The 23,160-nt window shown below is 43.7% G+C and carries 20 protein-coding genes; 7 read left to right on the top strand and 13 right to left on the bottom strand.

Translation table 11 applies throughout. The annotated features are described in order from the left end of the window. Position 1: 1 nt before the first annotated feature. The 5 genes from surA to apaH are packed head-to-tail and all read left to right on the top strand — an operon-like array spanning position 2 to position 4,313. Positions 2-1,303 carry a peptidylprolyl isomerase SurA gene (gene surA, locus C5470_RS01400; protein WP_166285328.1) on the top strand — a complete coding sequence of 434 codons (1,302 nt, stop codon included), beginning with the start codon at positions 2-4 and terminating at the stop codon, positions 1,301-1,303. Then, on the top strand, positions 1,290-2,282 hold the full coding sequence (pdxA, locus tag C5470_RS01395; protein ID WP_207626855.1) for a 4-hydroxythreonine-4-phosphate dehydrogenase PdxA: 993 nt from the start codon (positions 1,290-1,292) through the stop codon (positions 2,280-2,282). The genes surA and pdxA overlap by 14 nt, the downstream gene beginning before the upstream one ends. Continuing rightward, positions 2,275-3,093: a 16S rRNA (adenine(1518)-N(6)/adenine(1519)-N(6))-dimethyltransferase RsmA gene (gene rsmA, locus C5470_RS01390; protein WP_166285324.1), complete on the top strand. Its 819-nt coding sequence runs from the start codon at positions 2,275-2,277 to the stop codon at positions 3,091-3,093. The genes pdxA and rsmA overlap by 8 nt, the downstream gene beginning before the upstream one ends. A 12-nt stretch (positions 3,094-3,105) precedes the next feature. Next, the gene (apaG, locus tag C5470_RS01385) at positions 3,106-3,483 is read left to right on the top strand and encodes a Co2+/Mg2+ efflux protein ApaG (protein WP_036843834.1); all 378 of its coding nucleotides are present in this window, start codon (positions 3,106-3,108) and stop codon (positions 3,481-3,483) included. A 2-nt stretch (positions 3,484-3,485) separates the two neighbouring features. After that, positions 3,486-4,313 (top strand): bis(5'-nucleosyl)-tetraphosphatase (symmetrical) ApaH, encoded by an 828-nt coding sequence (gene apaH, locus C5470_RS01380; protein WP_166285322.1) that lies wholly within the window; start codon positions 3,486-3,488, stop codon positions 4,311-4,313. 44 nt (positions 4,314-4,357) lie between these two features. On the opposite strand, the gene folA is transcribed toward apaH, so the two are convergent. After that, positions 4,358-4,843, bottom strand: a complete 486-nt coding sequence (gene folA, locus C5470_RS01375; protein ID WP_036843837.1) for a type 3 dihydrofolate reductase — start codon at positions 4,841-4,843, stop codon at positions 4,358-4,360. A 178-nt stretch (positions 4,844-5,021) separates the two neighbouring features. Between folA and C5470_RS01370 the strand changes: the two genes are divergently transcribed. Further along, a complete protein-coding gene (locus C5470_RS01370; protein WP_166285320.1) occupies positions 5,022-5,636 on the top strand; it encodes a LysE family transporter in 615 nt (204 codons plus the stop codon). A gap of 99 nt (positions 5,637-5,735) precedes the next feature. On the opposite strand, the gene carB is transcribed toward C5470_RS01370, so the two are convergent. The 8 genes from carB to ribF form a co-directional block, all read right to left on the bottom strand. Continuing rightward, positions 5,736-8,960, bottom strand: a complete 3,225-nt coding sequence (gene carB, locus C5470_RS01365) for a carbamoyl-phosphate synthase large subunit (RefSeq protein WP_166285318.1) — start codon at positions 8,958-8,960, stop codon at positions 5,736-5,738. A 15-nt stretch (positions 8,961-8,975) separates the two neighbouring features. After that, the gene (gene carA / locus C5470_RS01360; protein WP_166285316.1) at positions 8,976-10,133 is read right to left on the bottom strand and encodes a glutamine-hydrolyzing carbamoyl-phosphate synthase small subunit; all 1,158 of its coding nucleotides are present in this window, start codon (positions 10,131-10,133) and stop codon (positions 8,976-8,978) included. Positions 10,134-10,567: 434 nt separating this feature from the next. Continuing rightward, complete coding sequence (gene dapB / locus C5470_RS01355; RefSeq protein WP_166285314.1) at positions 10,568-11,389, bottom strand: 4-hydroxy-tetrahydrodipicolinate reductase; 822 nt, start codon at positions 11,387-11,389, stop codon at positions 10,568-10,570. A gap of 121 nt (positions 11,390-11,510) precedes the next feature. Then, positions 11,511-12,464, bottom strand: coding sequence for a 4-hydroxy-3-methylbut-2-enyl diphosphate reductase (gene ispH, locus C5470_RS01350; protein WP_166285312.1), 954 nt, complete (start codon positions 12,462-12,464; stop codon positions 11,511-11,513). Beyond that, the gene (gene fkpB / locus C5470_RS01345; RefSeq protein WP_166285310.1) at positions 12,445-12,915 is read right to left on the bottom strand and encodes an FKBP-type peptidyl-prolyl cis-trans isomerase; all 471 of its coding nucleotides are present in this window, start codon (positions 12,913-12,915) and stop codon (positions 12,445-12,447) included. Before fkpB ends, ispH begins: the two co-directional genes overlap by 20 nt. A gap of 132 nt (positions 12,916-13,047) precedes the next feature. Then, positions 13,048-13,551: a signal peptidase II gene (gene lspA, locus C5470_RS01340; RefSeq protein WP_036843845.1), complete on the bottom strand. Its 504-nt coding sequence runs from the start codon at positions 13,549-13,551 to the stop codon at positions 13,048-13,050. Further along, positions 13,551-16,364, bottom strand: a complete 2,814-nt coding sequence (gene ileS, locus C5470_RS01335) for an isoleucine--tRNA ligase (protein ID WP_166285308.1) — start codon at positions 16,362-16,364, stop codon at positions 13,551-13,553. Before ileS ends, lspA begins: the two co-directional genes overlap by 1 nt. 24 nt (positions 16,365-16,388) lie before the next feature. Then, positions 16,389-17,333 (bottom strand): bifunctional riboflavin kinase/FAD synthetase, encoded by a 945-nt coding sequence (gene ribF / locus C5470_RS01330; RefSeq protein WP_166285306.1) that lies wholly within the window; start codon positions 17,331-17,333, stop codon positions 16,389-16,391. Positions 17,334-17,683: 350 nt separating this feature from the next. Between ribF and rpsT the strand changes: the two genes are divergently transcribed. Next, a complete protein-coding gene (gene rpsT / locus C5470_RS01325; protein ID WP_036843848.1) occupies positions 17,684-17,944 on the top strand; it encodes a 30S ribosomal protein S20 in 261 nt (86 codons plus the stop codon). Positions 17,945-18,018: 74 nt separating this feature from the next. Here the strand turns inward: rpsT and nhaR are convergent, their stop codons facing one another. From nhaR to C5470_RS01305, 4 genes are all read right to left on the bottom strand, one after another. After that, the gene (gene nhaR, locus C5470_RS01320; protein WP_166285374.1) at positions 18,019-18,933 is read right to left on the bottom strand and encodes a transcriptional activator NhaR; all 915 of its coding nucleotides are present in this window, start codon (positions 18,931-18,933) and stop codon (positions 18,019-18,021) included. 214 nt (positions 18,934-19,147) lie between these two features. After that, positions 19,148-20,314: a Na+/H+ antiporter NhaA gene (nhaA, locus tag C5470_RS01315; RefSeq protein ID WP_166285304.1), complete on the bottom strand. Its 1,167-nt coding sequence runs from the start codon at positions 20,312-20,314 to the stop codon at positions 19,148-19,150. A gap of 220 nt (positions 20,315-20,534) precedes the next feature. Further along, positions 20,535-20,741, bottom strand: coding sequence for an XRE family transcriptional regulator (locus tag C5470_RS01310; protein WP_242687781.1), 207 nt, complete (start codon positions 20,739-20,741; stop codon positions 20,535-20,537). Positions 20,742-21,217: 476 nt separating this feature from the next. Continuing rightward, positions 21,218-23,065: a beta-glucoside-specific PTS transporter subunit IIABC gene (locus C5470_RS01305; protein ID WP_166285302.1), complete on the bottom strand. Its 1,848-nt coding sequence runs from the start codon at positions 23,063-23,065 to the stop codon at positions 21,218-21,220. Between the last annotated feature and the right edge of the window lie 95 nt (positions 23,066-23,160).

Raw genomic sequence — 23,160 nt, 5'->3', positions numbered from 1 at the left:
TATGAAGAACTGGAGAACGCTCATTCTCGGATTGATGTTTTCAGTGAGTACCGCCTTCGCTGCACCTCAGCAAATGGATAAGATCGCTGCGGTTGTCAATAACGGGGTAGTACTGGAAAGCGACATCAGCAACCTCTTACAGTCCGTTAAACTGGATGCGCAACGTGCAGGCCAGCAGATACCGGACGAGAAAATGCTACATAATCAGATCCTTGAGCGTCTGATTATGGATAATATCCTGCTACAAATGGCAAAACAGATGGGGATCGCCATTCCTGATCAGGCTCTGGATTCCACCATTGCAAATATTGCAGCCCAGAACCATATAACTGTGGATCAGATGAAACTCCGTATCGCTGCTGACGGGATGAATTTCGATACTTATCGTAATCAGATCCGTAAAGAGATGATCATTGCAGAAGTGCGCAACAATGAAGTTCGCCGTCGTGTCACCATTCTGCCTCAGGAAATTGACGCCTTAGCGAAACAAATTGGCAACCAGAATGCTTATGATACTGAACTGAATATCAGCCACATTCTGATCCCACTACCAGAAAACCCTGACCAGGCACAAATGGAAAAAGCCACAGCTGTAGTACAGAAAATTATGTCTGAACTTAAGCATGGCGTTGACTTTGGTAAACTGGCTATCGCCTATTCCGCTGATCCACAAGCCCTGAAAGGCGGTAATATGGGTTGGAGTAAGCTTCAGGAACTGCCAACCCTGTTTGCCGAGCAACTGCAATCAGCCCCGAAAGGCGCGGTCGTTGGCCCCATCCGTTCTGGTGTTGGTTTCCATATTCTCAAAGTCAATGATATCCGTGGCGGTAACGCAACAATCGCAGTCACTGAAGTTCATGCCCGTCATATTCTACTGAAAACTTCACCCGTCATGACCGATGATCAGGCGCGTACCAAGTTGCAGCAAATCGCCGGTAATATTCGCAGCGGAAAAACGGACTTCGCTGACGCCGCGAAAGAGTTTTCAGATGATCCCGGCTCAGCCCTGCGTGGTGGCGATCTCGGCTGGACCACACCAGATATCTATGATCCCGCCTTCCGTGACGCGTTAATGCGACTGAATAAAGGTGAAATCAGCCAACCGGTTCATTCCTCTTTTGGCTGGCATCTGATTCAATTGCTGGACACCCGCAAAGTTGATAGAACAGACGTCGCTCAGAAAGATCGTGCTTACCGTATGTTATTCAACCGTAAATTTACCGAAGAAGCACAAAGCTGGATGCAAGAACAACGCGCCTCAGCTTATGTGAAAATTTTAGATGGCAGCGATGCACAACAATAAACCTATTGTGATTACCCCCGGCGAACCAGCCGGGGTTGGACCCGATTTAACCGTCGCTCTTGCTCAACAAAGCTGGCCAATACAGCTGGTCGCCTGTGCAGACCCCAATTTACTCCTGGACAGGGCCAGACAACTCAATTTGCCTTTGCAATTATTAGAATATTCGCCTGATAAAATACCCGAACCCCAGGCTGCCGGAACGTTGACTATACTGCCAGTTCCTCTTCATGTACCTGCAATCGCCGGCGAGTTGAAGCAGGAAAACGGCAGATATGTGACTGAAACCTTGGCAAGAGCCTGCGACGGTTGCCTGAATGGAGAGTTTTCGGCGTTAGTCACAGGACCAGTTCATAAAGGGAATATCAATGACGCCGGCGTGCCTTTTATCGGCCATACCGAATTCTTTGCTGATCGCAGTGGATGTCAGCGGGTTGTCATGATGCTTGCGACAGAGGAACTTCGGGTTGCTCTGGCAACAACGCATCTGCCCATTGTTGATGTGCCAAAATCCATCACTTCCGATAGTCTGCGGGAAGTTATCACGATCCTTAACCATGACTTAAAAACAAAGTTTGGCCTGGCAAAACCCTGTATTTATGTTTGTGGCCTGAATCCCCATGCAGGAGAAGGCGGCCATATGGGGCGGGAAGAGATTGATGTCATTATTCCCGTGTTAGAAAGCCTAAGAGCAGAAGGCTTGGTATTAGAGGGGCCTTTGCCGGCAGATACCCTGTTCCAGCCAAAATATCTTCAACATGCAGACGCCGTTCTCTCGATGTATCACGATCAGGGATTACCCGTGTTAAAATACCAGGGTTTTGGCAGAGCTGTGAATATTACGTTAGGCCTGCCGTTTATCCGTACTTCTGTCGATCATGGCACAGCATTGGAACTGGCTGGTACAGGTCAAGCTGATGTGGGAAGCTTTATCACCGCATTGAATTTAGCAATTAAAATGATACAAAACAGTAATGAATAATAGAGTCCACCAAGGGCACTTCGCCCGTAAACGCTTCGGGCAAAACTTTTTAACCGATCAGTTTGTCATTGATAGTATTGTTACCGCTATCAATCCACAACCAGGCCAGGCAGTGCTGGAAATTGGCCCCGGTCTTGGCGCATTGACAGAACCGGTTGGGGAGCGCATGGATAAAATGACCGTGGTTGAACTCGACCGCGATTTAGCTGCACGTCTGCAAGTTCATCCGCAATTAAAAGATAAGCTGACCATTATCCAGCAAGATGCAATGACCGTTAATTTTAGCGAATTGTCTCAACAAAGAGAGTTGCCGCTGCGGGTCTTTGGTAATTTACCTTACAATATTTCCACGCCGTTGATGTTTCACCTTTTCAGTTATACTAATGCTATTGCTGATATGCATTTTATGTTGCAAAAAGAGGTAGTAAACCGACTGGTAGCAGGCCCCGGCAGCAAAGCTTTCGGGCGGTTAAGTGTCATGGCCCAATATTATTGTCAGGTTATCCCAGTGCTGGAAGTACCGCCAACCGCGTTTACTCCCGCACCTAAAGTCGATTCAGCAGTTGTACGTCTGATACCGCACAAAAGCATACCTCACCCGGTCAAAAATATTCGTATGCTAAGCCGGATCACTACTCAGGCTTTCAACCAACGGCGTAAAACTATCCGTAACAGCCTCGGTGATCTTTTCACTGTAGAACAGCTCACAGAACTGGGTATCAATCCAGGTACACGCGCAGAGAATATTTCTGTTGAGCAATACTGCAAAATGGCAAACTGGTTATCGGAACAACCTGAAATACAGTCATAACAGGAGTCAACCATGATTAATGCGCCCAGAGTTTCTATTCAGGTACAAAGTGTTTATGTCGAGAGCCAATCGTATCCCGAGCAACAGCGTTTCGTTTTTGCCTATACAATCACTATCCGTAATCTTGGGCGCGAACCGGTTCAGTTAATCAACCGTTATTGGCTAATTACCAATAGTGACGGTCACCAGACTGAAGTTCAGGGGGAAGGTGTTGTTGGTGAACAACCCATAATCCTGCCTGGTACAGAATACCGTTACACCAGTGGCGCTATATTAGAAACGCCTTTAGGCACGATGCAAGGCCATTATGAAATGGTCGATCACAATGGTGATCCATTCCGCGTTGCCATTCCGGTTTTCCGTTTGGCTATCCCAACTCTGATTAATTAATTATGTCTACCTATCTGATCGGTGATATTCATGGCTGCTATCATGAATTACGAGTTTTATTAACTAAAGCCAATTTTGATCCCAAAAAGGATACATTATGGCTGACAGGAGACTTAGTTGCCCGTGGCCCAGATTCTCTTGAAGTTCTGCGGTATGTTAAACAGTTAGGTTCAGCCGCAAAAATAGTATTAGGCAATCATGATCTTCATTTATTAGGCGTTTATGCCGGGATCAGCCGTAATAAACCTAAAGACAAAATTAATGAATTACTGTCCGCTCCAGATGCAGACGAATTAATTAATTGGCTACGCAAACAACCGCTATTACAGTGCGACGATGATCTGAAACTGGTCATGACACATGCGGGTATTACGCCCCAATGGGATCTGGAAACAGCTAAAATATGCGCTGGCGAAGTTGAAGTCATGCTCAATAGTAGCAGCTATCCTCTGTTTCTCAATTCAATGTATGGGGATATGCCGAATAACTGGTCACCGGAACTTTCTGGACTGGCACGCTTACGTTTCAGTACCAATGCATTGACACGTATGCGTTACTGTTTTCCAAATGGTCAGCTAGATATGCTTTGCAAAGATAAACCCGAAAGTGCTCCCGCACCGCTGAAACCTTGGTTTGAACTGCCATTGCCAATCCCTGAAGAGTATTCCATCGTTTTCGGCCACTGGGCCTCACTGGAAGGTCAGGGAGTACCAGAAAGATTTTATGCATTGGATACAGGTTGCTGCTGGGGAGGCGAGCTAACCATGCTGCGTTGGGAAGATAAACAATATTTTACGCAACCATCGCTGTCAGCCGTAAAACAGCACTAAAACCAGACACGCCGTGAAGAAAGTTCATCGGCGTGTTTTATCAATTAGATACGGCGTTGTAAAATCTCAAAACAGTAGCTGTGAGAATTTAATCCATCTGCATCATGGTATTCAGTAAATTCAGAATCCCACTCATCTGGCTCATAATCAGGAAAATGAGTATCACCTATCACTTCTGCATCAATATGAGTCAGATACATACGGCTAGCCAGCGAGATGAACTGGTCATAAATTTTACCGCCCCCCATCACCATAATCTCTTCTGCATCACCGGCTACTGCCAGTGCTTCATCAACTGAACTTACCCAGGTTACACGTTCATCGTTACCCGGTTGACTACTCAATACAATATTGAGCCGCCCTGGCAATGGGCGACCTATGGATTCATAAGTTACTCGTCCCATAATGACTGGTTTATTCAATGTATTACGTTTAAACCAAGCCAGATCCCCCGGCAGATGCCACGGCATTGTATTCTCCATGCCGATAATCCGATCCATAGCTAAAGCAGCGATCAAGCTGATATTCATTGAGTCACCTTATAGGCAAATAGTATAAAAATTGGTGACACTATACGGAAAGGGATGTACCCAGTCGATAGGATCAACACTTTCTTAAGTACAAAAAATTCATTTATACTTGATTTGTCGATTAAGATATTTATTGATCAAAATAATAACAAATCTAATATTAACTATAGGGTACATTATGCTGGAAACATCACTGTTCGTCATCACCATATCAACTTTGGGCATGCTCTCTCCCGGTCCCGATTTCTTTCTGGTAGTCAAAAATGCCATACGTTATCAACGTCCTGCCGCAATGATGACGGTGATGGGATTAATTGCCGCTATCGCCTGTCATATGACTTATTGTGTCGCTGGACTGGCTATTCTTATTACCACCACTCCGTGGTTGTTTAATCTGATGAAATACGCCGGAGCTGCTTATCTTATTTGGATCGGGATCAATAGCCTGCTTTCCCGCGGAGGAAATACCGTCACTCTTGATGACCAGGCACGACAAATTGTCACTTTTAAAAAAGCGTTTATGCAGGGATTTCTATGTAATCTGCTAAATCCAAAAGCAACCTTATTCTTTCTGGCAATATTTACCCAGGTACTAAATGTCAATTCTGGTGTTGATGAGAAATTATGGTATGCCTTTATTATCTGGAGCCTGGCGACCATCTATTGGCCATTACTGGTAATATTGATCCAGAGTGCGCCAGTACGCCGTGGATTAGTTAAAACTCAAAAGATTATTGATAAACTGCTTGGCGTTGTTTTGATTGGCTTAGGTGTCAAGGTGGCACTGGGATAACAGAAATTCATTCCCTCCCTTTAAGTTTTCAATGAATATAAAAAAAGTGCGCTTAATTAGAGCGCACCTTTTTATTACTTCAATTAATCAGAATACAGGCTAGCTATTAATCTCCGCATGCATTTCCTGTACAGAAATCACCTGCTCGGTTGGATCTGCGCTCAATGCCATTGTTGTAGCAAAACCGCCATTCAATGTAGTGTCATAATGCACTTTATATTGCAGTGCACTACGGCGAATAAGCTTGGAATCCTCAATCGCCTGACGACCAGCGGTGGTGTTCACTATATAGCTATACTCACCATTTTTGATTCTATCCTGAATATGCGGACGCCCTTCGTGAACTTTGTTCACCAAGCGAGGATTGATTCCCGCTTCACCCAGCACAACTGCCGTACCGTGAGTCGCATCCAATTCAAAGCCCTGCTTCAACAACTTCGCCGCTAAATCTACGACTCGGCCTTTATCACCATCACGCACCGACAAAAGGGCTCTGCCACTCTGTTGCATTCTGGAGTCACATCCCAACAGGGCTTTTGAGAAAGCTTCTGCAAAAGTACGGCCAACACCCATCACTTCCCCGGTTGAGCGCATTTCAGGCCCAAGAATCGGATCCACACCAGGGAATTTGTTGAAAGGCAGTACAACCTCTTTCACCGAGTAGTATGGCGGGATGATCTCCTGAGTTGTGCCCTGTTCAGCCAGAGACTGACCCACCATCACACGAGCTGCAACTTTCGCCAGTGGCAAACCTGTAGCTTTAGAAACAAATGGCACAGTACGGGCCGCACGAGGGTTGACTTCAATCAGGTAAACCTCGTCATTCTTGACAGCAAACTGGACATTCATCAAGCCACAGACACACAACTCAAACGCCAGTTTTTCTACCTGCTGGCGCATGACATCCTGAATTTCCTGACTCAATGTGTAAGCCGGCAGTGAACAGGCTGAATCACCGGAGTGAACACCTGCCTGCTCAATATGTTCCATAATGCCACCAATCAGCACCCGTTCACCGTCACAGATAGCATCAACATCCACTTCTATGGCATCATCAAGGAAACAATCAAGCAGTACCGGGGCATCATTAGATACACTGACCGCCGTCTGGAAATAACGGCGCAAGTCAGCTTCGTCATATACAATTTCCATCGCACGGCCACCCAGAACATATGATGGGCGAACCACCAGCGGATAACCCAACGCATTCCCTTTCTCAACCGCTCGTTCAATCGTCGCCACAGTGGCATTTTCTGGTTGTTTCAGGCCGAGACGATTGACCGCCTGTTTGAAACGCTCACGATCTTCTGCACGATCAATCGCATCCGGGCTGGTACCAATAATAGGCACACCTGCGGTTTCCAGCTCACGGGCCAATTTCAACGGAGTCTGCCCGCCATATTGAACAATCACCCCTTTTGGCTGCTCAACACGCACAATTTCAAGCACATCTTCCAAAGTAACCGGTTCGAAATAGAGGCGATCCGAAGTATCGTAATCTGTTGAAACTGTTTCCGGGTTACAGTTCACCATAATGGTTTCATAACCATCTTCACGCAGTGCCAGTGATGCATGAACACAGCAGTAGTCAAACTCGATCCCTTGTCCAATACGATTAGGACCACCGCCCAACACCATGATTTTCGGCTTGTCACTATTCGGATTGGCTTCACACTCATCTTCATAAGTGGAATACATGTACGCGGTATCAGTCGCAAATTCTGCCGCACAGGTATCAACCCGTTTGTAAACCGGATACAGATTATATTTGTGACGCAGTTTGCGGATCTCTTTTTCCGCCACACCGACCAGTTGCGCCAGACGTGCGTCAGCAAAACCTTTGCGTTTCAAATGACGCAGGAAATCGACAGTCAGGCTGTTAATTCCCTGTTCAGCTACTTGCTCTTCCAGTCGCACCAATTCTTCAATTTGCACCAAGAACCAGCGGTCAATATCAGTCAGATTGAAAACACCGTCAACCGACATACCGGCGCGGAAAGCATCGGCGATATACCAAATACGCTCCGCACCAGCATCTTTCAATTCACGGCGTATTTTGGTCAATGCTTGTGGATCATCCAGACTAACTTTCGGATCAAAGCCAGTTGCTCCCACTTCCAAACCACGCAACGCTTTTTGCATGGATTCTTGCTGAGTACGGCCAATCGCCATCACCTCACCAACAGATTTCATCTGAGTCGTCAGGCGATCATTGGCGCCGGCAAATTTCTCGAAATTGAAACGAGGAATTTTAGTCACTACGTAATCAATAGAAGGTTCAAAGGAAGCTGGCGTGCGACCACCAGTGATATCATTCATCAGTTCATCAAGGGTATAACCTACCGCCAGCTTGGCGGCAATTTTAGCAATCGGGAAACCTGTCGCTTTCGAAGCCAATGCCGAAGAGCGGGAAACGCGCGGGTTCATTTCGATGATAACTAAACGGCCATTTTTCGGGTTCACCGCAAACTGAACGTTAGAGCCGCCGGTTTCCACACCGATTTCACGCAGTACCGCCATCGAAGCGTTACGCATGATTTGGTATTCTTTATCTGTCAGGGTTTGGGCCGGTGCAACAGTGATGGAATCGCCAGTGTGAATCCCCATGGCATCGAAGTTTTCAATCGAACAGACGATGATGCAGTTATCATTTTTATCACGCACCACCTCCATTTCATACTCTTTCCAGCCAATCAGCGATTCATCAATCAATAGCTCATTGGTCGGCGAAAGATCCAAACCACGCTCACAAATTTCTTCAAATTCTTCGCGGTTATAGGCAATCCCCCCCCCACTTCCTCCCATAGTAAAGGAAGGACGGATAATACAAGGAAAACCAACTTTATCTGCAACGGCCAGCGCTTCTTCCATTGAATGGGCGATACCTGAACGCGGGGTTTCCAAGCCTATCTTTTTCATTGCCATATCGAAACGACGACGATCTTCCGCTTTGTCAATCGCATCTGCGGTAGCACCAATCATAGTCACGCCAAATTCTTTCAAAACCCCCTGGCGTTCCAGTTCCAACGCACAGTTCAGCGCAGTTTGTCCACCCATGGTTGGCAAAACTGCATCAGGACGCTCTTTTTCAATAATTTTACGTACCACTTCCCAGTGGATCGGCTCAATATAAGTAGCATCCGCCATTTCTGGATCAGTCATGATGGTGGCAGGGTTTGAGTTCACCAACACAACACGATAACCTTCTTCCCGTAACGCTTTGCAAGCCTGTGCACCTGAGTAATCGAATTCACACGCCTGGCCGATAACAATTGGACCAGCACCCAAGATCAGGATACTTTTAATATCAGTACGTTTTGCCATTTTATTCTCTCCCGATTACTTGGTGTTATGACGATTATTTTGCTGACAGTGCTGTTTAATCAGCTCGATAAAGTGATCGAACAATGACGACGTTTCATGTGGGCCAGGGCTAGCTTCCGGATGCCCCTGAAAGCTGAATGCCGGTTTATCTGTGCGATGAATTCCTTGCAACGTACCATCAAACAGGGATTTATGGGTCACACGCAGATTGGCCGGCAATGACTTTTCATCTACAGCAAAACCGTGGTTCTGTGCGGTAATCATCACAATATTACGATCAAGATCTTTTACCGGATGGTTAGCTCCGTGATGGCCAAATTTCATTTTCATTGTTTCGGCACCACTCGCCAATGCCAGCAATTGGTGCCCAAGGCAAATACCAAAGATTGGAATATTTGTCTCAAGGAGAGTTTTAATTGTTTCAATCGCATAGCCACAAGGTGCCGGATCGCCCGGGCCATTGGACAAGAAAATACCATCTGGATTCAGCTTCAATACATCCTCAGCCGGTGTCTGAGCGGGAACCACTGTCAGGCGACAGCCACGATCTACCAGCATCCGCAAAATATTGCGTTTTGCACCAAAATCGTAAGCAACAACATGATAAGGCAGCTCTTGCTTCTCTTCCGGTAATCCATCTGCCAGAGTCCAACTTCCCTGTAACCACGGATAAACCTGCTCCGTTGTCACCTCTTTTGCTAAATCCATCCCTTCCAGCCCTGGGAACGCTTGTGCTTTTTCTAGTGCAACCTGAGCGTTAATCTGCTTACCTGCTATAATACAACCATTCTGTGAACCTTTTTCCCTTAACAAGCGGGTCAGTTTACGGGTATCGATATCCACTATCGCAACAATATTATGGCGTTTAAGGTAATCAGAAAGCGTTTCTTCGCTACGGAAGTTACTGGTCAATAACGGCAGATCACGAATTACCAGCCCCTGGGCCTGAACTTTTAGTGATTCTTTATCGGCTGAGTTAACACCGACATTACCAATATGGGGATAAGTAAGAGTGACAATTTGGCGGGAATAGGAAGGGTCTGTGAGAATTTCTTGATATCCGGTCATTGAGGTATTGAAAACCACTTCCCCAACTGCCGCCCCTTCAGCACCTATGGCGCGACCGTGGAATTGGGTTCCGTCTTCCAGAACCAATATAGCTGACTTAATCAAAACACCCTCCAGAGAATAATAAATCACAATTAGTGCATATTAATTCAGATTTGTTCGTCAAAATCAATGCCAAAGCTGCTTTTTAGGCAAAATTTTGGCAAATTGCGCGCATTCTAATGATGAGAGGAATAGTTGTCTACAAAAAATGTTACTTTTATTATTTTTTTGCGTACTTAACTGGATAAATTGATAAAACAAGACCAAAAACAGAAACAAAGTTAGTTTAGAAAACGTTTACCAGCATAGAAGATTTAATTTTCAAATGAAGAATTGAAAATAACCATAAAAAAGAGAAAAAAACCGAAAAGCAAGGGTGAAAAAGAGATAAAAACAAACAAAATCAACGAAAAATTAATTAAATCACATAAAATAACCAAAAATCGCATAATATAAAATTTAATTATGCGATATCAGTTAGTTATAAAAATAGAATATCAAAGAAAATCAAGATTCAAAACATCTTTCATATCAAAAAGACCACTGTTTTTACCACTTAGCCACAATGCCGCCCTTACCGCCCCATTTGCAAATGTCATCCGGCTGGAAGCCTTATGAGTTATCTCAACTCTCTCACCAATATCTGCAAATATAGCGGTATGTTCACCCACGATATCTCCGGCACGGATAGTCGCAAAACCAATACTTTTCGGATCACGTTCACCGGTATAGCCTTCACGGGCATAAACAGCACACTCTTTAAGATTCCGTCCTAAAGCATGGGCAATAGATTCTCCCATCGCTAACGCCGTTCCTGATGGTGCATCCACTTTATGGCGGTGATGTGCTTCGATAATCTCGATATCAGTATACTCACCCATTACTTTCGCCGCTTTTTCCAGTAACTTAAGCACCAGATTCACACCAACACTGAAATTTGCAGCAAATACTATCGGGATATCCACGGAAGCATCTTTAATCGCCTGCTTACCTTCATCATCAAAGCCTGTGGTACCGATAACCATCGCTTTACCGTTCTGACGACAGATTTCAAGATGGGCAAGCGTTCCTTCTGGGCGGGTAAAATCGATAATGACATCAAAATTATCAACAACATTTTTCAGGTCATCACAAACAGTAACGCCTGTATTACCGATACCCGCCAATTCTCCGGCATCCACGCCAATCAGAGAAGAGCCTGAGCGTTCTAAAGCTGCACCAAGAGCGACGCCACTCAATTGATGGATAGCCTGTATTAACTGACGCCCCATACGCCCACCAGCACCAACAATCGCAACACGAATTTCTGTATCAGCCATAAACCCTCACTGTGAATTAATCCCTTTCCTGATTTAGCACAAGCGATCAGTCAGATAAGTATCTTAAATCAATAGATTATGAGCAATCTCACTCTTAATCTGGCGCAGTACTTTAAATTACTTAACTAATCTGTTTAACTTCAACACGTAACTCTTTCGGCACTTCGAAAACAATATTCTCTTCCCTGCCATGTAATTCCTCGACAGAATCAGCACCAAGATTTTTCAGGCGTTCAATGACTTGCTGAACTAAGATATCCGGCGCCGAAGCTCCCGCAGTCACGCCAACCAGAGAAACACCCGTTATCCACTCTTTTTTAATATCATCAGCAGAATCTATCAAATAAGCAGGTTTACCAACACGTTGGGCTAACTCTGCAAGGCGGTTAGAGTTAGATGAATTCTTCGAACCAACAACCAATACAACATCAGCATCAGATGCCAGATCCCGTACCGCTTCCTGACGGTTAGTCGTCGCATAGCAGATATCATCTTTACGGGGACCGACAATGTTGGGGAATCGCTCATTAAGCGCATCAATCACTTCTGAGGTATCATCAACAGATAACGTTGTTTGAGTCATAAAACACAAGTTATCTTCATCTTTGACTTTCAGATTCCATACATCTTGGGGTGATTCAACCAGATACATTCCACCATCAGCATTATTGTACTGACCCATTGTCCCTTCAACTTCCGGATGCCCAGCGTGACCAATAAGAATAGCTTCTTTGCCTTTGCGACTGGCTCTGGCTACTTCCATATGGACTTTAGTTACCAAAGGACAAGTCGCATCGAACAGCATCGTCAAATTGCGAGAACGTGCTTCTGCACGGATCGCCTGTGAAACACCATGAGCAGAAAAAATCAGAATCGCATCATCGGGTACTTCTGCGATTTCTTCAATAAAGATAGCGCCCCGCTTACGCAGGTTATCCACAACATAGCGGTTATGTACAACCTCATGGCGAACATAGATCGGTGCACCATATAATTCCAGAGCACGTTCTACAATACTGATGGCCCGGTCAACGCCGGCACAAAAACCACGAGGGTTAGCCAGCAATATCTGCATGATTTTTCTCCAACTGAGGATCAATTTTCAACACTTCAATCTCAAATGTGATGTTCTGATCGGCTAACGGGTGATTAAAATCAACAGTGACGGACTCCTCTGCCACTTCTTTTACGATGCCTGGCATTTCACTGCCATTCATTGCCGTAAATAACATTATAGTTCCAATTTCAGGAATACCCGTTTCAGCAAAATCACGCGGAGTAAAATATTGAATCAGATCAGGATTCGGTTTACCAAATACCGCCCCACCAGCCAGAGTAAATGTGCGTTTATCTCCCTCTTTCAGACCAGTAAGCTGCTGTTCCAAAGGAGCAGAAAGGGTTCCATCACCTAAACGGAATAATGCAGGTTTACCCTGATGGTGGGAGGAATCGGCAGTAGAACCATCTTGCAGTTTTAATGTGAAATGCAGTAAAACCGCACTATCTGCATGCACCTGCTTTGACATATTGCTTAGAACCTATTTTATTTGCCTATTTTATTTGCCGTTTTTTGTCGTAAAAAGTGAACCTGAGCACTGTCAAGTTCACTATTCATTCACAAGAACGACTTGGACAATAACGCCTAGTAAAATAGGCTTTTATCCCGCTTTAATTGTCTTTTCATCCGGGCTTAAAAAGCTATCAATGATAACCAATGCGGCCCCGATGCATATCGCCATATCGGCGATATTAAAGGTTGGAAAGTGCCAGTCACCGACATAAAAATCAATAAAATCGATGACAAAACCATGGACCAACCGGTCAAATAGATTACCCAATGCTCCACCAATAATCAGGGCATAAGCGATATTACTCAGTTTCTTCTTTGCACTGGAACGATACATCATCACCATCAATACGACTGAAATAGCAACGGCAATTAATGCAAACAACCAACGCTGCCAGCCGTCTTTATCCGCAAGGAAACTGAAAGCCGCCCCCAGATTCTGGGCATAAGTCAGGTTGAAATAAGGTATTAATGGAACGGATTCATACAGATAAAAGTGCTTCAGCACTAACTGTTTACTACCCAGATCCAGAATCAATACCACGACAACTAACCAAAGCCAGCGAAGGCCAGTGGAACAAATGGGTCTATTCATCAGGCAAATTTACGCTCTTCACCGTTACCGGCAACATTAGTTACACAGCGGCCACAAAGTTCTGCGTGCTCCGCCACCAATCCCACATCTTTAGCGTAATGCCAGCAACGAGGACATTTTTCACCATCCGCTTTACGGAAAGCAACTTTCAGGCTGTCGATTTCGCTTTGCTGCGCATCGTCACCCGCCTGTTCATAAGCCGCAACAGAAACCTGAGATGTCAGCAGAACAAAACGCAATTCATCTCCCAGGTTGTTCAATTTATCAGCCAGTTCATTATTTGCATACAGAGTGACGGCGGCTTCCAAAGAGCTGCGGATGTGTTTATCAGCACGTGCCTGCTCCAGCACTTTGTTGACTTCACCACGAACAGCCAGTAAATCAGCCCAGAAAGCATCATTCATTTGTTCGCCGGCGGCCAGACCAAACAAGCTGTCATACCACTCTTCGGTAAAGACATACTGAGCGCGTTTACCAGGCAATTCATTCCAGACTTCATCCGCTGTGAAGGAGAGAATAGGCGCCATCCAGCGAACCAGTGCTTCTGCAATATGATACAGCGCAGTCTGACAACTGCGGCGAGCCAGACTATCGCCCTTCGCGGTATACTGACGGTCTTTAATAATATCGAGATAGAACGACCCCATTTCCACAGAACAGAACTGCATTAAACGCTGAACAACAGAGTGGAAATCATACTCATCGTAACATTTTATAATGTCTGCCTGAGCAGCCTGAGCACGGCCTACAGCCCAGCGATCCAACACAGCCATCTCTTCCGGTTTAACCCTATGTTGTTCAGGGTCAAAACCATTCAGGTTTGCCAGCAGGAAACGCGCTGTGTTACGGATACGACGATATGCATCAGCAGAACGTTTCAGGATCTCATCCGATACCGCAATTTCACCGGTGTAATCAGTAGAGGCAACCCACAGACGCAAAATATCCGCCCCTAATTTATTCATCACATCCTGTGGACTGATAGTGTTGCCGATAGACTTGGACATCTTACGGCCCTGACCATCCACCGTGAAACCGTGTGTCAGTACCTGACGGTAAGGCGCTTTGCCTTTCATTGCGGTGGAGATCATCAGGGAAGACATAAACCAGCCACGATGCTGATCTGAACCTTCCAGATAGATATCCGCAGAATTACCCTGAAATTCAGAACGAGCATCAACAACCGATGAATGGGTTGATCCAGAATCGAACCATACATCCAGAGTATCAAAGATTTTGACATAGTTAGCCGCATCATCACCCAGCAGTTCAGCTGGATCCAGATCCCACCACGCCTGAATACCATCCACTTCAACACGTTTGGCAACTTCTTCCATCAGTTCGACAGTGCGTGGATGAAGTTCTTCCGTCTCTTTATGGACAAACAAGGACATAGGGGTGCCCCAGGTACGTTGACGTGAAATACACCAGTCAGGGCGGTTCTCTACCATTGCCTCAATACGGGCCTGCCCCCAACCTGGGATCCACTGAACACCTTTGATCTCTTTCAGAGATTGTTTGCGCAGACCATTTTGATCCATGCTGACAAACCACTGCGGCGTAGCACGGAAAATGATGGGTGCCTTGTGACGCCAGCAGCAAGGGTAGCTGTGCTGTAATTTTTCCAGATGTAACAACGCATGGTTTTCACGCAGGATATCCGTAATGATGTCGTTCGCCTTAAAGACAAACATGCCATCCAGAGAAGGATGAGTCCCCGGCAGATAGCAGCCATTCGGGCCAACCGGGTTTGCGACTTCTAAATCATATTTCTGACCAATAACAAAATCGTCCGGGCCATGACCTGGCGCGGTATGAACAGCACCAGTACCTGCATCCAGAGTCACGTGATCACCGAGTACAACCGGTGAATCAAAGCCCATAAATGGATGTTTGAAGCATAACCGTTCCAGTGCAGCACCCGCACAATTCCCCAGCACTGTCCACGCAGTCACACCCGCACGCTTCATCACACTTTCAACCAAATCAGCAGCCAGGATCAGACATTCACCCTCAATCTGTACTAATTGATAGTCAAATTCAGCATGCAAAGCGATCGCCCGGTTAGCCGGTAACGTCCACGGCGTGGTTGTCCAGATCACCAAAGAAACGGGTTGATCTGATGCCTGCACGCCAAATTTCTCGTAAACAGCTACCGTATCAACAGCACCAAAACGCACGTCAATCGATGGCGAAGTTTTGTCATAATACTCAACTTCCGCCTCAGCCAATGATGAACCACAATCCGTACACCAGTGAACAGGTTTTGCCCCTTTCAACAAATGTCCATTGGCAACAATACGGCTTAATGCACGAATAACGTTGGCTTCGGTCTTAAAGTCCATCGTCAGGTATGGACGATCCCAGTCACCTAATACGCCCAGACGGATAAAGTCTTCCTTCTGACCATCTATCTGCTCTTTGGCATATTTGCGGCACTCGGCACGGAATTCAGCAGCGGAAAATTTTTCTCCCGGCTTACCAATAATCTGCTCAACCTTAAGCTCAATGGGTAAACCATGGCAATCCCAACCGGGTACATATGGCGAATCATATCCCGCCATCCCTTTGGATTTAATAATAATATCTTTGAGAATCTTATTGACTGAGTGACCAATATGAATGCTGCCATTCGCATAAGGAGGGCCGTCATGCAGAATAAATGTTTTTTTACCGGCTTTTGCTTTACGAATTACCTGATACAACTCATCTTTGTACCAACGTTTTAGCATGTCTGGTTCGCGCTTTGCTAAGTCTCCGCGCATTGGAAACCCTGTTTCTGGTAAGTTCAGGGTATTTTTATAGTCACTCATTCGATTCTCAATTCCAATTTTCCGCTAGATACATGACACTGGCAGCTGTTTAAAAAATTCCTTCGCAGCGACCAAATCATTAGCAATTTGCTGCTTGAGTGCATCAAGGGAAGCAAACCGCTGCTCATTACGCAGTTTTTTGCGTAACACCACATCAATATGACGCCCATACAGATCCATTTGGGTATCAATCAGATGTACTTCAAGTTGTTGGCCCTGACCAGAGACGGTTGGACGTGTACCAATATTGGCAACCCCCGGTAAAGGCTTATCTCCCAAGCCATAGACTTCAACGACATAAACGCCTTGTACAGGAGCCACTAAACGTTTTAATGGTAAATTAGCTGTTGGAAAGCCAATAGTACTCCCCAGCCGTCTACCATGAACAACCCGGCCACAAATACTATATGGATGTCCTAATAATGTTTCAGCTAATACCAAATCATCATCTTGCAGTGCCTGACGGATAACAGTGCTGCTGATCCGCAAGCCACTGTCACAAAAACTTTCGCTGTTGGTCACGTCAAAACCGTATGTTTCACCGGCTTGCTGTAGAAAGGCAAAGTCACCATTGCGAGATTTACCAAAACGAAAGTCATCTCCTACCGCCAGAAACTTAACACCCAATTTTTCCACGAGCAACCGCGAAACAAAGGCTTCTGGCGTATTTGCCGCAAAATTTCTGTCAAATTTCACACATAATAAATAATCCACTCCATACTGGGCGAGATATTTAGCTTTATCCCTCAATCTCGTCAGACGGGCAGGGGCATTATCCCTGGCAAAAACTTCCAAAGGTTGTGGTTCAAAAATCATAACCGTTACCGGTAAACCCAGACGCTGCCCTTCGCGTTTTAAGTGCCTCAGCAGTGCCTGATGGCCTCTATGAACGCCATCAAAATTACCAATCGTCAGCACGCAACCATGGTGACGCGCCCGAATATTACGTATACCGCGAATTAGCTCCATAGCTGGCTCAATACCCTGGAAATTGCCAAATTATACCTTGTACAAAGCGTAAGGTTAACCCACCATCATAAGATGGCTAAAATTAATAACCCTGATTCATACAACAAAAACGAACAGGAATCCCGAAAAATATTCATTTTATTTCTCATCTGGACTATTCAATGAGATTTTTATTGTGAAAGACTGTATTCCAGCTAAGTAAGCTGATAAAATCCTGCGCCATCACAACGTAACAAGTGCCGCGGTACAACGGCGCTTATTTGCACAAATCCATTGACAAAAGAAGGCTGAACAGGCATATTCCTCGGCCTTTGAATTGTCCTCGATAGAATATATTTGGGAGTTGGACCTTGGCTAATATCAAATCAGCTAAGAAACGCGCCATTCAGTCTGAAAAACGTCGTCAGCACAACGCTAGCCGTCGTTCTATGGTGCGTACCTTCATTAAGAAGGTCTATGCTGCTATCGCCACTGGCGATAAAGAAGCTGCACAGAAAGCATTTAATGACATGCAACCTATTGTCGATCGTCACGCCTGTAAGGGTCTGATCCACAAAAATAAAGCAGCACGTCATAAATCTAATCTGGCAGCTCAAATCAACGCAATGTAATAGTTTGCGTTTAGATTACTGAAAAACCGGCTCTCGCCGGTTTTTTTGTGTTTGTAATTATTATCAACTACTTTTTAAATCCGCTTCTTCGATGGCACATTAAACAAAGCGGAAAAATCTTTATTACACACGCGCTGAACAGCCGGATGTTGAATCATTCGTTCAGCAAAAATCACATAATATTCTTCCTGCACTGCATCCAGCCGGCCAATTTCAGCAATATCATTGTCAGCAAAAATATCATTGGTATACAAAGACGGCGCAACGAAAATCGCATTATGATACATACCAAACGCTTTCATTAATGCGGCATCATCAAATTCACCCAAAACTTCAACCTGAAGGTTTTTATTACGGATCCAGGTCAACAGCTTACGCCCTAACATAGAGCGACGTCCTGGAACCAACAGGCGACGTTCCTCTAAACATTCTGGGAAGGGCTTTTCCGGAACAGGTTGCCGGCAGAAGAAACTGACATTGCATTCACCCAGTTTTACCGAGAACAACCCTTCCTGCTGGGAAGAATCCACCGGGCAATCAGACAGTATCATATCGAGTTTGTGCTGACTAAGTTGCTCAAGCAGCAATTCATGGGTTGATTCAAAACAGCGCAGATGGATCTGTTCATGTTCCACCACCGCCGTTTCCAATACCTGGCTAACCAGACGCTTGGATAATGCATCAGCAACACCAACATCAAACAACAGGTTGGATTCACGGCTGTAGTTAACAATATCCAGCATCTCCTGACTCAGCATAAACATCTTATCCGCATAGCGGAAGATAAGCTGTCCCAGTTCTGATGGCACCAGCCCCCGACCTTGACGTTTGAACAACTTTCCGCCTAAACGTTCCTCCAGTGCCTTTATTTGCCCTGTAATCGTCTGAGGCGTCAGATAAAGCGCTTCTGCCGCTCCAACCACAGATCCTTCCTTGCAAACATGCCAGAAATAATAGAGATGATTAAAATTCAGATGTGACACCCGCATATGTTTTTCCTTATGTATCGCTTTCGTTTGATAACCAACGCCAGCCATACATTCCTAATTTTTACCGTTGTACGGCGATTTCCTGTTTTTTCGCTACATAAAATATCCGCGATACAACTTTATTGTTGTACCGCAAGTACAAAAATGAGAGTCAGTTCGGAAATTCTTTCTGAGACTATCAGGATAAATTAATTAATTTATCACGGTTCTGCCATCACTTTTTCTTTGGTAAGACCATTCGTAACAAGCTATAACCAATTAGCGCAGCAGTTGTTGAACCAATCAGAATTCCCAGGCGAGAATAGGTACTGAAAGATTCACCTGCACCTTCAAAAGCCAACCCTGAAATAAAGATGGACATGGTAAAGCCAATCCCACAAAGAACCGAAACAGCAAATATCTGTTTAAGACTAATCCGTTGTGGCAATTTAGCCAATCCCATCTTGATGGAAATATAGCTGAACAGGAAAATTCCCAGTGGCTTACCAAGAAACAAAGCCGCCGCAATACCCAACGGTAACATATCAGTCAAACCATTCAACGTAACGCCACTCAGGATCACACCTGCATTGGCAAATGCAAATAACGGCAAAATAAGATACGCCACCCAAGGATGTAATCCATGTTCAAGTGATTCAGAGGGTGAATGACCATTCCGGCAACGCAGAGGAATAAGAAAACCAACGATGACGCCGGCCAGCGTTGCATGAACACCCGATTTCAAGATGCAGACCCAAAGAATTGTGCCAATAACCAGATAAACCGATGTTTTTTCGACGCCACGCCAATTCATCCAAATCAGCAAAGCAATCATTGCTGCCGATAATCCAAGCGCGACAAGGGAGACTGTTTTGGTATAAAACAGAGCAATGATCACAATAACGCCCAGATCATCAATAATCGCTAATGCCAGTAGAAAAACCTTGAGTTCTGTTGGTACCCGTTTAGCCAATAGCGCCATCACACCCAGGGCAAATGCGATATCTGTTGCCGCAGGAATAGCCCATCCCTGACGGGTAAACTCATCACTGCCATTAAATAGCAGATAGATCAATGCCGGTGCGACCATACCACCCATAGCCGCTATCACTGGAAATACAGCTTTATCACTCCCCGCCAAAGAACCTTCCAGCAGTTCACGCTTAACTTCCAAACCAACAATCAAAAAAAAGACAGCCATCAAGCCGTCATTAATCCACAATAATAAAGGCTTATTTATCTCCAATGCAGAAAATTTTACTGCTACCGGAATGTTAAGAAATTGCTGATAAATACCCTGTAATGGCGAGTTCGCCATTATCAGCGCAATAATGGCTGCAATGATAAGAAGAAGCCCGCCAGCCGCTTCTAATTTCAGGAATTGACGAATAATTGCTGTCACGATGATTAACCTCTGAAATTGATCGGGTTATAAATAGTACTCCAACTATAATTTCGAAAAAAATCGATTTTATAGCCAGAATGATTCGCTATAACCGATCTATTGATGATCTACATCTCAATAAAAGTAGATTATCAACCAGAGGAGGGTCGTTGAATGAAGGCTCGATTACCTTACATTAGCACCAATTTCCCGCATTTTAGTCAAAATACGGTTTAGATCACTTTCTGATAGTGTAAGCTGTACTGCTATATAGAATATGTGGAGACATAACACGCGGCATTTTCCCACCCGTGTATTTTCTCCATTGGTTGTTGCCGGAAACTCCCGCTAAATCGGCCATTTGTTCTCCTGTGAAGCCTAATTCTTCCTTAAGCTTAATGAGATCCTCAGTAGTAGGAAGAGAATAATTGTCAATAAGTCGCATAGGTATTCCAGAACAAAGCCCCTCACGGGGCCTCACTATTTATCTTTGTCGTTTCCGCCATTAATTCTGCTATTTCAGCATGGATTTTTTCGAGTTCAGCAGTAATCATTTCATTAGTGCTCATCGTTCTTCCTTTTTTTAGGGATGCCAGGCTGCGGCCATTCCGCTACCTTATATATTTACATAATAAAAATTATTTCCCTTTAAGGTTAGTTGTCAATATAAATTATTTAATTTTTTCATCGCAAAGTATTTGTATTCGACATGAATTCATATTATGCAAAATATATTACTTTCCATTCATAGCTTATGTACTTAAATATTTTTAATAATTCGATAGATAAGATAAAAAACGATAAGAACAGAAAAGAAATATAGTGAACACACGAATATTAAAATTGATTATATTGCCAGATCTTAATACAAAAAAAATAAATTAAGAAAATTATTAATATATATAAACCACCAAGGGAAAATTAATATTTATTAATGGTCAGAAAAGAATCCTTACCTGCTATAACCAATTTTTTCTTATCAAGAACTATTCCACAATATTCTTCGCTATTAGTGATAATAATCGGTGATATCAGTTGAATCTGATTCTCTTGAAGAAAAGATATATCAAAATTAACTAATATATCACCGGCAACTACTGTCTGGCCTTCCATAACCTGCAAATTAAATCCCTTTCCTTGTAAATCTACAGTTTCAATACCAATATGAATCAATAATTCAACTCCTTGTTCGGAAATCAAACCAATAGCATGTCCAGTTGGAGTAATCATTGAAACCTTACCATTAAAAGGCGCTTTCACCACACCTTCGGTAGGAATAATAGCAACACCATCACCAATAATTTTTTCAGAAAAAGTGTCATCAGGTACGCTTGAGAGAGGTTTAATTTCACCTGTCATAGGAGAAAGTAATATAAATTTTTTCATTTTCGAAGAGTGTGCTTTTGTTAATACCATAGACTCAGCATTAGATTCTAACTTCATTAATAACGTGAGTATAAACGCAACTAAGAAACTACTGCAAATCCCAAATAAAATAAAAAGAAAATTATTGCTATCTTTTTGCATATAAAAAGGGAGTGACACCAATCCTGGCATACTAAAAGTAAATATTTTTACAGAGAAAATACCCACAATAGCCCCACCAACTGCTCCACCAATTAATGAAGCATAAAAAGATTTTCTTAATTTAAGGGTAACACCATACATTGCAGGCTCAGTGATCCCTAAAAAAGCAGAGAATGAAGCTGAATAAGCTAATGACTTCATCTGTCTATCTTTTATTTTAATTGCAACGGCCAATGTAGCTCCAGCTTGTGCAATATTACTGACAAAGCTGATTGGTAATAACATAAAATCATATCCAAGAGATTTAAAATTAGCAAAAACACTCGGTAAAAAAGCATAATGCATCCCAGTAATTACCAAAACAGGTATCAACCCTCCCAATAGTAATCCCGCAAATGGTCCAACTACAGAAAATAATTCTAAAATTACCTTCTCAAGATACAGACCAATTGCATTTCCTAACGGTGCAGCAATAATTAATAAAATTGGCACGGAAATCAATAAGACAAATAATGGCGTAAATATTACCTTTAATACTGCCGGAATCAACCTGTCTACCCAGCGATGAATATAACTAAGCAACCAAACACCTAAAATAATTGGAATGGCAGTGTAGCTATAATGAATAGCTGGAACAGAGATACCAAATACATTGAGATATCCACTGCCGGATGCGCCTATAAGATCAGATAATGTTGGATAAATTAAAATGCATGCTAACGTTGCCGCAATAAATTCATTAGTTTTAAATTTTCTTGCCGCCGAAAAGGCAAGAAGGACAGGCAAAAAATACAGAGGTGCATCAGAAAGAATATATAATAATTTATACTCATTACTCTCCACTGAAACCCAATTCATCATATAGAAGAAAATCAATCCGCCTTTCAATAATCCAGCGCCGACTATCACCGGCAATATGGGAACAAATATACCTGAAATTATATCAAGAACATGACTTACCCGACTTTTATTTTGGTCATTACAGCCGCTTTCACTTTCTTTTAATTGCTTAATTATTTCACTAAATATTTCAACAACTCTATTACCAATAATTATTTGCAACTGTCCACTGTGGAAACGCGCCCCCATAACCCCCTGCATTCTCTTTATCGCATCAATATCTACTTTACTATCATCTATAACATTAAAACGCAATCGAGTAACACAATGCCAACTTTTATTTACATTCCCTCCTCCTCCAAGAAATATAATAATATCTTTCGCAAAGTCTTCATAATTCATTTTTACCACCTACATCTAATTTATTGTCAAAAAGAATCAAACAACATAAATATATTTATCTCATATTGTTTAAATTAATACCTGTCTACAAGCCT

Origin of the sequence: Photorhabdus stackebrandtii, from assembly GCF_011189495.1 — a bacterium.
GTDB lineage: Bacteria > Pseudomonadota > Gammaproteobacteria > Enterobacterales > Enterobacteriaceae > Photorhabdus > Photorhabdus khanii.
Note: the sequence above shows the minus strand (reverse complement) of the source record. Positions and strands in the feature narration are given on the sequence as shown.